This window comes from Pseudoalteromonas sp. NZS127_1 (assembly GCF_015864295.1).
GTDB lineage: Bacteria > Pseudomonadota > Gammaproteobacteria > Enterobacterales > Alteromonadaceae > Pseudoalteromonas > Pseudoalteromonas arctica.
The window spans coordinates 1-14,273 of record NZ_JADYXO010000039.1 but is presented as its reverse complement, the minus strand read 5'-3'; the positions used below and the strand labels follow the sequence as shown (position 1 = coordinate 14,273).

Annotated in this window: 11 protein-coding genes and 1 pseudogene; 4 read left to right on the top strand and 8 right to left on the bottom strand. The window is 36.5% G+C overall.

What is annotated here, in order from left to right; translation table 11 throughout:
• Window positions 1-393 precede the first annotated feature (393 nt).
• From I6F50_RS19710 to I6F50_RS19685, 6 genes are all read right to left on the bottom strand, one after another.
• On the bottom strand, window positions 394-714 hold the full coding sequence (locus I6F50_RS19710; RefSeq protein ID WP_197119042.1) for a hypothetical protein: 321 nt from the start codon (window positions 712-714) through the stop codon (window positions 394-396).
• Between the two features lie 9 nt (window positions 715-723).
• On the bottom strand, window positions 724-1,467 hold the full coding sequence (locus I6F50_RS19705) for a nuclear transport factor 2 family protein (RefSeq protein WP_165728790.1): 744 nt from the start codon (window positions 1,465-1,467) through the stop codon (window positions 724-726).
• A gap of 251 nt (window positions 1,468-1,718) precedes the next feature.
• Window positions 1,719-2,462 carry a ferredoxin--NADP reductase gene (locus tag I6F50_RS19700; protein ID WP_101164395.1) on the bottom strand — a complete coding sequence of 248 codons (744 nt, stop codon included), beginning with the start codon at window positions 2,460-2,462 and terminating at the stop codon, window positions 1,719-1,721.
• 513 nt (window positions 2,463-2,975) lie between these two features.
• Complete coding sequence (locus tag I6F50_RS19695) at window positions 2,976-4,574, bottom strand: ABC-F family ATPase (protein ID WP_197177102.1); 1,599 nt, start codon at window positions 4,572-4,574, stop codon at window positions 2,976-2,978.
• 293 nt (window positions 4,575-4,867) lie between these two features.
• Window positions 4,868-5,608 carry an ABC transporter substrate-binding protein gene (locus tag I6F50_RS19690; RefSeq protein WP_197177100.1) on the bottom strand — a complete coding sequence of 247 codons (741 nt, stop codon included), beginning with the start codon at window positions 5,606-5,608 and terminating at the stop codon, window positions 4,868-4,870.
• A 7-nt stretch (window positions 5,609-5,615) separates the two neighbouring features.
• Window positions 5,616-6,356: an ABC transporter substrate-binding protein gene (locus tag I6F50_RS19685; RefSeq protein WP_197177098.1), complete on the bottom strand. Its 741-nt coding sequence runs from the start codon at window positions 6,354-6,356 to the stop codon at window positions 5,616-5,618.
• 196 nt (window positions 6,357-6,552) lie between these two features.
• On the opposite strand from I6F50_RS19685, the gene I6F50_RS19680 reads away from it, so the two are divergent.
• The 4 genes from I6F50_RS19680 to I6F50_RS19665 all read left to right on the top strand — a co-directional run bounded on the left by I6F50_RS19680 (window position 6,553) and on the right by I6F50_RS19665 (window position 13,300).
• On the top strand, window positions 6,553-7,791 hold the full coding sequence (locus I6F50_RS19680) for a UPF0149 family protein (RefSeq protein ID WP_197177096.1): 1,239 nt from the start codon (window positions 6,553-6,555) through the stop codon (window positions 7,789-7,791).
• 196 nt (window positions 7,792-7,987) lie between these two features.
• Window positions 7,988-8,584, top strand: a complete 597-nt coding sequence (locus I6F50_RS19675) for a bifunctional 2-polyprenyl-6-hydroxyphenol methylase/3-demethylubiquinol 3-O-methyltransferase UbiG (protein ID WP_197177094.1) — start codon at window positions 7,988-7,990, stop codon at window positions 8,582-8,584.
• On the top strand, window positions 8,581-9,729 hold the full coding sequence (locus I6F50_RS19670; RefSeq protein WP_197177093.1) for an HNH endonuclease: 1,149 nt from the start codon (window positions 8,581-8,583) through the stop codon (window positions 9,727-9,729). The genes I6F50_RS19675 and I6F50_RS19670 overlap by 4 nt, the downstream gene beginning before the upstream one ends.
• A 496-nt stretch (window positions 9,730-10,225) precedes the next feature.
• A complete protein-coding gene (locus tag I6F50_RS19665) occupies window positions 10,226-13,300 on the top strand; it encodes a metallophosphoesterase (protein ID WP_197177092.1) in 3,075 nt (1,024 codons plus the stop codon).
• 25 nt (window positions 13,301-13,325) lie between these two features.
• Here the strand turns inward: I6F50_RS19665 and I6F50_RS19660 are convergent.
• Window positions 13,326-13,565 (bottom strand): annotated as a pseudogene (locus I6F50_RS19660) (DUF3427 domain-containing protein); the annotation flags it as partial.
• A gap of 184 nt (window positions 13,566-13,749) precedes the next feature.
• Window positions 13,750-14,208, bottom strand: coding sequence for a hypothetical protein (locus I6F50_RS19655; RefSeq protein WP_197177091.1), 459 nt, complete (start codon window positions 14,206-14,208; stop codon window positions 13,750-13,752).
• Window positions 14,209-14,273: the final 65 nt, after the last annotated feature.

Here is a 14,273-nt window from a genome sequence, read left to right as displayed (position 1 = left end):
TTAAATCCAGAGAAAAAAGAAGCAATGCGGGCGGCATAAAATTTAATTTGATGCGACAACTAACTTGAAAAACTCCGCAAAGAGCTTAAGAGGCGCTGCGCTTTTTAAAGTAGTGATAAAACATAAAATACTGGTTTTTGTTTTCGGCTTTCTCATTCACTCCTCTTTTACTTCTCATTGTGCAAATAAAAGCTTTTAAAGGGCTAATTAATTTACAAAGAGCTTAAGAGGCGCTGCGCTTTTAGAGTAGTGATACATATTGGCCGATCTGGTTTTTCTCAGCTATTACTGATTACCTTATCTTTGTGAAAGAAATTACTTATATTTTTAATAATAATTAAAATAAAAACGTATTGCGGAGGGGGAGAATACCTAAGCAACAGCAATTAAACGCTATCGCTTAAAGTATAAATCAATCGCTTTAGTGAGGAGCTCGTCGAGCTGTTCTTCAAATTCTTCTATATCAATATCAAAATGCTTTAAGTACGCATGAGCCTGAGCAAGTGATAAATTACGGCTGTTAACGCTATATTGTCGCTCGTCTATGGCTTTATCGTAACGAGGTAAAAATACAAATTGGCCATAAAATGGTGACTTAATATGTTTATTTGCAAAACGACAAAAATCTTCAACATGCTCAGCACCCTTAGGGCCAAGGCAACCGGGCTCGATGCGATACATTAAGCGAATTTTTTTGTCGTCATTTATTTGCATATAAAGCCTTTATCTAAAAAACAGTACGCGTACTATTTTTCCATCTTTAATTTGGTAACTCGAAATAAGTTCTGAGCGTTTATCAACTACCTTTTCGTCAGTTGAGCAGGTTTCTGATAGTTCGTGATCAATCACTATATCGCCGTGCACTATGCGCTTAATTGGTGATGAGTGAATACACTTTAACTTTTTAAACATTAGCCCATAACGTTCTATTAGTTTTTCTTTACCTTTAAATAATAGCTCATTAGGGAAAATATAAAACTCAACGTCTTCGGCATATACACGAAGAAACTCTTCAATGTTACGCGCGTTATACGCTTTAACTAACTGCTCTACTACCGCAAGTGATTCGCGCGATTGCTTAGCTTTAGTTTGTTGCTTAACTGTCAGCGCTTCTTTTGCTTGCGTAACTGCTTTTTCAGCTTCGGCTACAGCCACTGCTTTTTCTATTTTATTTTTCGGCTTTTCAGTAGGTTTAATCTGCTCGTTACCCAATACCTTTGAATCGTCTGGTTTAGTCGCATCAATTGTTGGCTTTTTAAGCTCAGGTGCTTTGTATTCAAGCGTATTTACTTTGTCGTCAGCTTTGACTTGAGTTACTGATTGCTCATCTTCAACTTTTGGTTTTTCAACGTTTGCTTGAGCTTCAACTTGCTGCTCTTTTTGCTCAGGCTCGCTTTGTTCTGCGGCGTAAGTAATAAGCGCAACGGTGGTAATTAACGAGGCAAAAATAATAGATAACGGTTTCATAACTTTCCTAAAATGAACACTAAACACGTGTAATACCAATTACATTAAATAAGTGATCTATTATAGCGTCAAGAAAATAGCACAATAACAAGGCGAAAATTGTGACATATAGTTGTTCTATATGAATAACTTTTAACGCAGTTAGTGAGTTATTTAATGCGATAGAATGATCATATTTTTGATAATATTGGTATAAGGGTGCAACATAGCAAATTTTAACGTTATCGGATAGTTAATACCACCACTGTAGCCTACCAGTACTGCTCTACAGTAATGTTACCGGGTGCTTTGCGGCGGTTCCGCGTAAAGTTTTTATCGAGAAGTAGCGCGGTGGTGTCTTTTACCATTTGTGGATTTCCGCAAATCATAAATTGCGCGTTACTAGGCTCAGGATTTAATTTTACATGTTCAAACAAGCCGTTGCTCTCAATAGCGTTAGTAATCCGGCCACTTAAGCCTTGTAATGGCTCTTCTCTACTTACAACAGGAATATAGTTGAGTTGTTCTGGGTACACTCTTAATAACTCGTTAATAAGTGCCTGATAGCTTAAGTCGTTATTAAAACGTACACCATGCACTAAGTTTATGCTTTTGTATTTTTTCCATACATCGGGCTGTTGTAATATCGATAAAAAAGGGCCTATGGCAGTGCCAGTACCTAACATCCAAAGCTGATCGCTTTGTGGTATTTCATCAAGAGTAAAAAAGCCGGTTGCGTGTTGTTCTATTAATACGGTTTCGCCAGGTTGTAATGTAGCTAAACGAGGAGAAAGCAAACCGTCAATAACGTTAATAAGGTAAAATTCAAGATCGGGATTTTCAGGGGCATTCACATATGAATAAGCCCGAGCAATACGCTTGTCGCCATCCATTATAGAAAGCTTTGTAAATTGCCCTGCTTTAAACGGCTCTACATTAGCATTAACGGTTAAGCTAAAGAGCGTTTCGCTCCACCATGTTACGCTTTTTACTGTTGCTTCAACCCAATTAGACATAGTTACCTCTTGGTTTAGCCATTAAAGTTTTAAATAACTCACCCCATAAACATTAGCATTAAGTGACAAAGACTTACAGGAGAATATGACTAGATTTAAAGCAGTGATGTATGCAGAATTTACCAATAAAATAATGTGAATAATTAGCTCTGCGATAAGAGCTATTAATTGCATAAGGAAAAGCGAAGCAGCAGTAACTAAGAAAAATAAAGTCAAAAAAACAGTGCTTTTTTATTTTATCACTCACTTTAAAAGCGCTGCGTCTTATATCACCATTAGTGAATTATTTACTTGAAAAACTATTGCACTAGGAGAAGCCAAAGAGGAGTAAATGAGAAGAACCAAGCCAGAAACGAGTATTTTATCACTGACTCTAAAAGCATAGCGTCTCTTAACCTCTTAGTGAATTATTTATTTAAGCCTTTATTAATTAATTTTATAGTTAAACTCAAATTCCACACATAAAAAACGGCGCTAAATTTAGCACCGTTTTTATAAGCAATAAGAAAAAGTTTACGCTTTTTTCTCTTCACAACTTGCTAGGTATTCGTCAAAGGTACCTTGGAAGTCGATTACTTTTTTATCTTTAATATCAATGATACGCGTAGCTAATGACGATACAAACTCACGGTCATGGCTTACAAAAATAAGCGTACCTTCAAAGTCTTTAAGCGCATTGTTAAGCGCTTCAATAGCTTCCATATCCATGTGGTTAGTTGGTTCGTCCATTACAAGAACATTAACGTCTTGCATCATTAACTTACCAAATAACAGGCGGTTTTTTTCACCACCAGAACAGTTACGCGCTTTTTTGTTTGAATCGTCTGCTGTAAACAACAAACGGCCTAACATGCCACGAACCATTAAATCGTTGTGCTTAGCTGTACGCCATTGCGACATCCAATCAAACAACGTTAAATCGTTTTCAAAATCTTTAGTGCTGTCTTGCGGGCAATAACCAAAGGTCGCATTTTCAGACCATTTAATTTCGCCTTCATTACTTTTAAGCTCGTCTACTAAACAGCGTAAAAATGTAGTTTTACCCACACCATTTTCGCCAATAACAGCAAGTTTAGCACCAGCTTCAAGTAATAAATCGCCGCCAGAGAACAACATTTCGCCATCAAAACCATGACCAATCTTGTTAACTTCAAGCGCTTGGCGATACATTTTTTTACCTTCGTCAAACGAAAGTGATGGGCTCATACGGCTCGAAGATTTAACTTCATCAAGCTTAATTTTATCCATTTTTTTAGCACGCGAACTCGCTTGCTTAGCTTTTGAAGCGTTAGCACCAAAACGGTTAACAAAGTCTTGTAGTTCGTCAATCTCAGCGCTCTTTTTAGCATTTTCAGCTAAAAGCTGTTCGCGTTGCAGACCAGCCGCTTCTAAAAATTTCTCATAGTTACCTGGGTAAATACGAAGCTCGCCGTAATCAATGTCGGCCATATGCGTACATACCGAGTTTAAAAAGTGACGGTCATGCGAAATAATTATCATCGTACATCTACGTTTATTTAGCTCGTTAGCAAGCCACGTAATTGTATGAATATCCAAGTTATTGGTAGGCTCATCGAGCAGCAATATATCAGGGTTTGCAAACAACGCCTGTGCTAAAAGCACGCGTAGTTTCCAACCTGGTGCTACGTTTGCCATTAATCCGTAATGAAATTCTTTATCGATACCCGCTTCAAGCAAAATTTCTTCTGCGCGGCTTTCTGCTGTGTAACCGTCCATTTCAGCAAATACGCTTTCAAGATCGGCTACTTTCATGCCGTCGTCTTCGCTCATTTCTGGTAACGAGTAAATACGTTCGCGCTCTTGCTTTACTTTCCAAAGCTCCACGTCGCCCATAATTACGGCATCAACTACGCTAAACTCTTCAAAAGCAAACTGGTCTTGGCTTAGGTTACCTAATTTCAACCCTGGAGTAATAGATACATTACCCGCACTTGGAACAAGCGCACCGCTTAAAATTTTCATGAAAGTCGACTTGCCGCAGCCGTTAGCGCCAATTAAACCGTAACGGTTACCGTTACCAAATTTAGCTGAAATGTTTTCAAACAACGGCTCTGCGCCAAACTGCATCGTAATATTTGCGGTGGAGATCAAAAAGGGTAATCCTAGATTAGTACTGACAGGAGTACGCTGCAGCAAAACGCCACAAACAAGAACCAGACAATAGGGTAAATTAGCTGGCGAATTATACAGATCAGCCACAACGAATGAAAGATAAAAGGCAGCTAATTTATAACCAAGCGAAAATAACGACAATTCTCAATTTTAAGCCACTATTTTTAGCGTGAGCGGTGGTGCTTACTTACAGTGGGGAATGTAAATAAGCACTAACGCCAGGCAATATTAAAGAAGTGTTGCAGCCAAAGAGCTAAGTTATTGCCCATGCTTTAATGCACAGGTTGATAAATTAACTTTATAGCAGCCGCATTTTTAGTAATTAATTGATTAATGGTCGCCACGTCATCAAGTGTTAGCGACTCCTTGCTTAGCATAAAATGCACATTGTTAACGTTAATCGGTGTAATAGACTTTACCTGCGTAATTGAGGGGTGTTTTTTTACAAAGTACTGCGCAACCACAGAGTCTTCAATAACATAGTCGATTCGTTTTTTATCTAGCATGCTAAATCGATTATTTGCTTGAGCAGTAAGCACTACCTGTGTTGAATACTTAGTTTTTAGTTGTTCAAGCTCGTTACCAAAAAAGCTTCCTCGGTTAATACCTGCTGTAAAATCTTGACTAAAAAGATCAGCCAAGCTGGTTACATCAGCTGAGTCTTTATGCTTATAAAGGTGCATAACTTCTTCGCGGTATGGCAAACTAAAGTGCGCATATTGAGCACGTTTTTTTGTGTAACTTGCCGCGTAGGTTATATCTACTCGGCCATTTTTAAGCTCAGCTTGAACACGCGAAAAACTCGGGAAATAAGTCCATTTAATACAAAATTTTGAATCTTTAAAAATAGCGTTTACAGCATCCACTTCTGTGCCTAAAAATGTATCACCTTGCTTAACAAGGTAAGGCGGCCAATTAGTTTCGTTAGTGCCCATTACCAATGTTTTTGAACACGCAAGGGCATTAACGTGAGTAAATAGCAGTGTAGTAAATGTTAAAAATAAAGTTTTCATTACACTCCTAGTATTTAAACAGCGCTTTAAGTGCTGTTTTGTTTTTGTTTATATGCTCATTAATTACTGCAAGCTCAGTAACCGACACCGTTTTTTTGCTAAACATTAAATAAATATCGTCTTTATTTACATACTCAATGTTGGTTACTAATTTTATATTTGAGCCCTTTTGGCCAAAATAAGCCCCCACCAATTCGTCTTCAATAGCAAAATCAATACGTTGTTTATTAAGCATTTCAAAGCGTTTGCTGGTTTCACTCGTGTATTCAATTTGTTTTTTATGCGTTGTTTTATATTGCTCAAACTCCTCACCGTAATAGCTTCCAAAGTTAGCGCCAACAATAAAGCCTTGTTTAAAAATGTCTTCGAGGTTTTTAACACTATGCTGATTATTTTTGTTTTCGTATAAACGCATAACCTCAGTTCGGTAGTTATCACTAAAGTGCACGTATTTAGCGCGCTCGTCTGTATAACTTGCAGCCCACCCTAAATCAATACGGCCGTATTTAAGCTCAATAAAAGCCCGCTTAGAATTTGGTAGCAACTTAACTTCAAAACAAAAAGGGGAGTCAGCAAATATAATGTTAAGTGCATCAACCTCCGAGCCTTGCAGCTTACCGTTAATGCCCATTACATAAGGCGGCCAAAAAGCATCGTGCGATGCCACGCTAAAGGTTCTTTCACAAGCAAATACATTAAATGGAGCCGTAAACAGCAAACATAAAAATACGGTAATTAATTTATTCATTACGCCTCATAGTTATTATTTTTGCTCATTATTACAACAGTATAAACCAGCTTTTGTATTTTAGCGGCGCGGGTTTGTTTAAATTTGTAAATATTTCGTTAAAAATTCATTTTAGGATAAAACAACCAAACTAGCGTTGTTGGTAACCTTATCTATGGGTACACTAATAATAAATTTATACATAGCAGGGCACGTTATGTCGCCAACTAAAATTCGTAACAATGTTATAAAACTCAGTAAATTAAGCACTAAACAACCAAACTACTATTTTATACAAGGTTATTTAATGGGGTTAGGTGTATTACCCCAAATGCTTCCCCCGAGCGAGTGGCAACCTGATTTATTTGGAGATATTAACCTTCAAAAAGAGAGCGAGCTAAAATACCTCGAAAGCTTAATGGCGTTGTATAACCAAAGCATGGATAAAGTAATTCAAAACGAATTAAAAATGCCAGCAAAATGCAGCCTATCCAAGCAAGACTACCGGGATTCGCTAAAGCCGAATATGCCCCTACCAAGTTACTGTAAAGGGGTTTTACAGGCGCTTAAACACATAAATAAACGTGCACTTAATGCACTACAAAAACAGACTGTTGATAGCCTAAGTGGCGTTTTAAAAGCTTTTACTAGCGAAAAAGCAGCGGCAAAAGTATTTGGTGAATTTGCCCAATACAACGCCCAAGAATATAAACGTAATTATGTGTATTTTATGGCCGACGCTATTTTTGAACTTCGATTTAGTAACGACCTAACTTTAAGTGATGAAGATGAGGCACAATTTAACAACAGCTTTTTAGACGAAGAACCAAATGAATTAGATGAGCTTGATGAATTACTTGAACTGGTACTTGCCAATACAGAGCTAAAAGCACTTGAGCCAATGCAGATGCTTTTAGAAATGATGGAAGGGCACATAACAAAGCAATATATAAAAGATAACACAGGGCACTTTTGGGGCTTGCACGAAACCCGCCCCTATATGATGCTTCGCGCGCATCGAGCAAAAATACACGCACTGCATGGTTATACCCAAAAAGCACAGTCAGAGCTCGAAGAGTTATTAACGCTAAACCCAAACGACAATCAAGGTAATCGCTTTTTATTAATGAATTGCCTAATAATTAATAAAGAATGGGACAAGTTAGACGCTCTATTGGTTAAGTCCGACAGTGAAGAGCTACACGCAACAGCAAGCCGTGCGCTAAGTGCTTTTGTAAAACATGGCGATTCAAAACCAGCTAATGATTACAAAAAAATGCTCCAGCAGCAAAGTAAACACTTTGCCAAAATACTCACAGGGCAAGAAAAACTAAAAGAACAGCCGCCATATTACAGCCCAGGCAGTAAAGAAGAGGTAGGTGTTTATCTTGATTCGTTAGGTAAACAAGCGTGGATTTCGGTTCCAGCCAGTCTTTTTTGGCTAAGAAAAAAATAACAAAAAACGTTTAGCGTGATTTATGTCGCGCTCAGTGCTCAACATAAGCACTTAATAATAACAGCGTATTAATTTAAAAATTTCTACTTATTAAGCCTATATTTAATGCGCTTGTTCCTGTAGATTAAACAAATAATGAATGCAGTATTAACAGTATCTTAGCTGTTAAACGATTAGCCAAGGAGCGGTGAGTCTCGTGTCAAACACCACACTTACTTATTACAACCAAAATGCCAAAGCTTTTAGCGACTCAACACTTAATGTTGATATGTCGGCGCTTTATGCTGAGTTTTTACCGCACGTGGCACAGCACGGGAGTATTTTAGATGCCGGTTGTGGCAGTGCACGCGATGCCGCATTTTTCAAAGCGCAGGGTTTTACTATAAGTGCGTTTGATGCAAGCCCAGAGTTGGCAGAGTTGGCAAGCAGTTACTTACAACAACCTGTAGCGGTTAAAACATTCCAAGATCTAAATTGTGTAAACCAATACGACGGCATTTGGTGCTGCGCTAGTTTATTACACGTTCCAAAGGCTGAGTTACCGCAGGTGTTTTTAAATTTACAAAATGCGCTTAAACCGAATGGTGTTTTGTATGTATCGTTTAAATATGGCGATACAGAGCGTGTGCATAATGGCCGTGAATTTACCGATTTAAATGAAACTGCTTTAACACATTTACTAAGCCATACGCAGCTAAGAGCCATTAAACAATGGCAAAGTGTTGATCAGCGGCCAGAGCGCGAAAGTGAAGTGTGGCTAAATGCGCTTATAAAAGTAGTGCACGTTTTATGATTGGAGCAATGCAGCTACAGCTCGACTTTATAGCGTATATTCAGCGGATGTTAGTTGAAGGTGAATTCACAGCTACTTATAAATATGCATTGTTACACGCAATTGCTGATGTGTGTGTAGAGCATAAAAATAGTAATCCCGAAGCTCCAATGGAAATTAAAGTCGACACCCTGGTTGATAAGTTTATTCAACTGTATTGGAATCATTCGGTGCCCTATGCATTGGGCACAACAGATATAATAACCAATGCCGAAGAAATGTTACTTAAGCAAAATAGCTTAGGCCAAGCAAAGTTCATTACCGAGATATTTAAGCTGCAAAATGCAGGTATTAAAAGTTATAACGCATTCAAAAATCATCAGCAATACAGCAAAGTAATAAGCTCATTACGTCGTACATTTATTGATGGGCCTCTTTGGCGCTTGCAGTTACTTTCGGGAAAAGAAGAGTGCTTTTTATATCCTCATACACTTTTAGGTAAAGGCAGAGAGCCAAAGCGAATTGTTTTAAATGTAGGTATTGCTCAGTGCTTTAGGCGTTTTTACGATTTGGTTGTGCATCTTAGTGTTACTGAATGGGTAGAAAAAGTACAAACAATAAAAGCGAATCAAACGTTATTGGGATCGCAAAGCCAGCTACAAGAATTTTTGTTTGGTACTAACAGAACTGCTTTAAAAGTAGTTGCGCCGCTGCTTATTGATATTCAAAAAGGGCTTTGCTTTTATTGCCAAAAGCCAATGAACCTAAAAAACGAAAAAGAAACTAAAAAAACACCAGAGGTCGATCATTTTATCCCGTTTAAGCGTTATCCAAACGACTTAGCACATAACTTTGTTGCTGCGCATGCTGATTGTAATAACAATAAGCGAGACCACCTTGCAGCATTCGCTCACCGCGACCGCTGGCTACAACAAAACCTCGATACGCATAAAGCCGTAATCGTCAATAAACTCCAACCTTACTTTTATTGTGATTCAGATAAGTCACTGGCAGTAAGTAATTGGGCATATCAGGTTGCGCAGGCTAACAGTGCAAAGTTATGGATAAAGAAAGGTTATTTTGAAGAAGCGGCTAGTTTTAAATATCAGCAACCAAGTGCTGGGCTGGATTTAGTAGCGGAAGAAAAGCCAAGGTATGACGTGTAAGGCAGAATTTGTAGTTCGTGATGTAGGCGGGAGTGTATCTTGGGCTTTAACTTGTAGGCGCTGAGCTTGCTCGCGCGAAAAGCGAAGCTTTTAAACTTCGGTGTAATTAATGTGCAGGTGCGATTTTATGTCGCGCTCATAAATTGGTGTTTTGATGTGGGTTTAAAGGTTTAAAAAACCTCTATTCGAGGTTATATCGCGTTGGCGATGGCAACCAAAGGGCGGCTGCCGCCGACCGCCCTTTGGAATCCCACAGCGCACCCGAGGATCACACTTTATCTTCAACTTACGTTAAGGATGTGAACGTAACCAGCGTAGATAGGCCATCCATGGCCAAGCTACGCTTTGTACAGCATCCATGCTGTAAATTACTTATCATTAAATAAGTTTCAGGTGTGATCACGGGAAGACGAGTTACCTTCGTTAATATCAATTGTAATACTTTAAAGCTTACCTAACTAATGGTAGTTTTTAATAAACTAAATTCGGATTTTATATGTCTCATAGTACAAAAATTTTTATAGTTTCAGATATCCATGTCAAAGAAAATAATAATGAAATTATTCATAAGTTAAATAAGCTGGTTGAGTATATAAATGCTTATTCAAAAGAAGGAGATATAGCTTTATTCGTTGGCGACATTGCCTTTTCTGGAAATAAAAATGAGTATTTGAAGATTGAAGATATTTTTAATAAATTATCAAAGAAAGTTGAAATACTTATGTGTCCCGGAAATCATGACCATAACTTTTCAATAAATTCTGCTGTGCGTGATATTTTATTGACGAATATAAAAAATGATTATGTAAATATCAAGGATGATATTATTTCGGCTATAACGACAGGACAAGAAGATTTCTTTGCGTTTAGGGATTCGCACACATATGCTTCTGCTGTAGAAAAGTCTCCACTTGCGGTAAAATATCAATTTTTCGAAAAACAACGGCTAAGTTTTCAGGCTTTAAATACAGCTTGGTGTTCAGAGATAAAAGAAGTCTCGGGTAGTCTTATTTTTCCTGAAAATAGAATATTAAGCCCAGATATAAACAGCTTAAATATTATCTTTTTTCATCATCCACTTCCTTGGTTTGAAGCAAATAACCAAAAAGCTATTAGAAATAAAATCAGGAATGACTTTGATATAGTTATAACGGGGCATGAACATATTTCAGATGGATTTCATTTTAGAAAGGATGAAAATAATTGCCTCTTTATTGAATCCATATCGTTTGACGATCCTGGGAGAGAGGAAAATGGTTTTTTAGTATTGAATGTAAAAGAAGATTCTGTAATTGAACAATTCTTATGGAGTGGAGACTGCTTTAAGAAGTCTCAAGAATTAATTCGTTCTGAGATAGAGCTACCAAAAAGTCTGTCTACAAATATCAACGGTTATGAACTGAAACCCGATTTCTTTAGTAAAATTTTAGATCTTGGTACTGGTTTTTCTCATGCAGAAAAGGAAAGTTTAGATTTGGATGATGTTTTCGTATATCCAAATATCAAACTGTTAGGCAGTATTGATAGCGAATTAAAAAACCTTTCTTCAAAAGATATTTCCTTAGATAGAAGCTTTAGTCATTTAATACTAATAGGTGAAGAAAGTATTGGTAAATCTACCTTAATTAAAAAGTTTTTTGTTGATTTTTTATTGGATGAAAAGCTGCCAATATTATTAGATGGTATGTTAATAAAGAAAGCCAAGAAGCTAAAAGTCGATAATTTAAATAAATATATAACAGAACAATATATAGATCTTAACTTTGAAAAGCTTGTCGCCGATAAAAAAGAAAAAATATTATTAATAGATAATTTTGATTTTATAAAAGGCTCGTTTAATGAGCGTTGCTTAATATTTTCAGAATTATTTGAAATTTTTGATAGGATTGTTTTAAGTGTCTCTGAATCTTTTGATATAGCGGACTTAACAATATCAAAAGAAAAATATTTAATAAACTTCAAAAAAGCAGATATTTTGAGGTTAGGTTATAAACTACGATACGAACTTATTAACAAATGGAATGAACTCAAGACAGGATGTCAGATTGATCGAGGCCAGCTAATAACCCAAAATGATATATCCAATAAAACTATAAATAGGCTAATTGGTAAAAACTTTATTCCCTCTTCACCTTTATTTTTGTTAACTATGTTGCAGTCTTTAGATTCTGGGGATGCCACCGACATTAATACAAGCTCACATGGTTATTATTATCAATATCTTATAACTAGTAGTATGGGTGCATCAGGGATAAAGAAGGAGCAGTTAGAAGAAATATTTAGCTATGCAAAAGAATTATCTTTTTACTTTTATAATAGACAGAGTAATAGTGAAGATTATGATAGTTTATGGGATTTCAACACAAAATTTTGTGCCGAATATGGGCTGAAAATTGATGCTGGGAAAAGGCTAGAGCAGCTGGTGCGATCGAAAATATTGCATAGGTCAGCAGAACAAGATACCTATAGTTTTAAATATCCTTACGTATATTATTTTTTTATTGCAAAGTATTTCGCTGAAACTTTAGATGATCCAATTACTACTAAGTTGATTGATAATTTAATAGAAGGTTTACATGTAAATAAAAATATGAATATCTTGATGTTTTTAACTCATCACAGCAAAGATAAAACGGTATTAGATAAAATAATAAAACATGCGCAGCGGCACTTTAATAGCATTGAAAAAGTTTCATTAGATTTGGATGTAATGTTTTTAGATCAATTGGTGGAAAGTTTGCCTCCTATGATTTATGAATTAGATAAGTCAGACTCACAATCCTATAGGTTGAAAAAGGCCGAGGCTCAAGACGATGCTGAGGATAAAGACAGCATACAAGACAAAGATTCAGAGGGAAATAATCCAGAAAAAGATCCTGAAATATCCACCTTAATTAAGAATATGAATGTCACTTTCAAATCTCTAGACTTACTTGGTCAATTGGCTAGAACTTATTATGGTTCTTTGAAAGTGGATAAAAAAACAGAGCTTATAGAAGCTGCTATCGCTGCTCCATTGAGAGCTATGGGTTATATATTTGAAGAGATAAATAAACAACCAGATGAAATGATTTCCATTATAGAAAAAAATATTAAAAGTAAAATAGGGGATAAAGAAGAAATTAATTCTAAAGAAATAAATAAATATGCGCGTAAAGCTTTGTTTGATTTGCTTTGGCTAATCTCTACATCTTTTATTAATAAAATATCAACGGCTATAGGTAATGAAAATTTATTACCCATTATAGAAAAAATAGCTAGCAAAGAATCCACAAATGCTTATTACATGCTGTTACTTGCAACGAAGCTTGATCTAGGTAATAAAACGAGCCCTGATTCAGTAAAAAGAATAATTGGTAAAATGAGTTCTAACGGCCTCTCTACAACTATCATTCAAGGCTTAATCCTTAACTATCTTTATATGTTTGATGTTAAAGATGAAATAGTTAGAAAGCTATGCTCAATAGCTAAAATTAAATATGATTATGTGCAACAGCAAATGAACTTAGATAACTCTAAAATAAAAGAATTGATTAAAAGCACTTCACAAAATGAGAAAACTATAAGCTAACTTTTCTCAACTGGGTAATTGGTTATCACCCAACTGCCAATTTCCCAGCCCCATGCCACATTTCACTTGGCATGGGGCTGTTTAATTTCCACGTTATATTCATTGGCTGACTGCCGTTGTGGCTTTGGTATTTAACCTCGCCGTAGTTTACAAACCCCATGGTTCTGCCGTTTTCGTCTTTACCTTGTTCGCGTACAAATAACAGGATGGTTTTGCCTGTTTTTTGGTGCTGAATATAACTAAGGCCACGGCCGTGTTCTGGGCGGTCGATTTTTATCAAACGAGTGCGCCCCAAATGCTGCGAGTATTTGTTGGCACGTTTAAAGGCTGTGCGATTTTATTGCGTGATTGGGTAATATGCAGAATTAGTTTACTTCTCGATGTATATCGTAAATAATTAATAGTAGCTCACTGTAACTCTGGACGCTTAAGTGAGCCACTGGTAAGTGTTATTGGTGAGTGCTTATCTCCACTATAACAGCCCATGCATTTCTCGTATTATTGAGCTCATCATTATGTAAACTTTTTCCAAGCTGGAATACATCATATTCCAATGATATCTCTTTATATTCTTCCTGAATTTGATCATCAACTCTTTTTAGTTTCTCATACATGTGGTTGCGGACATATTCATTAGTATGACTTTCAAGATATTGAGTTGTAGTTATAAAATATGCTGTTTCGAAGCGAGATTTTGACGTTCTATTATTAATTTCGGCCGCAGAGTTTATCAATGCAGCTAATCGTTTGATATCTTGTGTAAATGGCTTTTGACCTTTACCTCGTTTAAACTCAATTAAATGTGCGGGCTTAGTCTTTTTTCCACTTGTATAGTATAAACAACAATCGATTGCACCATAAATTCGAAGTGCTTTATCCTGTGCAATATTGATTAATGTAGTGGTCAATAAAATTTGGCCACAGTTTTAGAATCTTGATATCTAACCTCAGATTCATTTGGCGCTAAACCGGC

Bases quoted from the DNA above. Each gene is read 5' to 3' on its own strand.
- I6F50_RS19710 (WP_197119042.1), bottom strand. From the start codon at position 714: ATGCAAATAAATGACGACAAAAAAATTCGCTTAATGTATCGCATCGAG.
- I6F50_RS19705 (WP_165728790.1), bottom strand. From the start codon at position 1,467: ATGAAACCGTTATCTATTATTTTTGCCTCGTTAATTACCACCGTTGCG.
- I6F50_RS19700 (WP_101164395.1), bottom strand. From the start codon at position 2,462: ATGTCTAATTGGGTTGAAGCAACAGTAAAAAGCGTAACATGGTGGAGC.
- I6F50_RS19690 (WP_197177100.1), bottom strand. From the start codon at position 5,608: ATGAAAACTTTATTTTTAACATTTACTACACTGCTATTTACTCACGTT.
- I6F50_RS19685 (WP_197177098.1), bottom strand. From the start codon at position 6,356: ATGAATAAATTAATTACCGTATTTTTATGTTTGCTGTTTACGGCTCCA.
- I6F50_RS19680 (WP_197177096.1), top strand. From the start codon at position 6,553: ATGTCGCCAACTAAAATTCGTAACAATGTTATAAAACTCAGTAAATTA.
- I6F50_RS19670 (WP_197177093.1), top strand. From the start codon at position 8,581: ATGATTGGAGCAATGCAGCTACAGCTCGACTTTATAGCGTATATTCAG.
- I6F50_RS19665 (WP_197177092.1), top strand. From the start codon at position 10,226: ATGTCTCATAGTACAAAAATTTTTATAGTTTCAGATATCCATGTCAAA.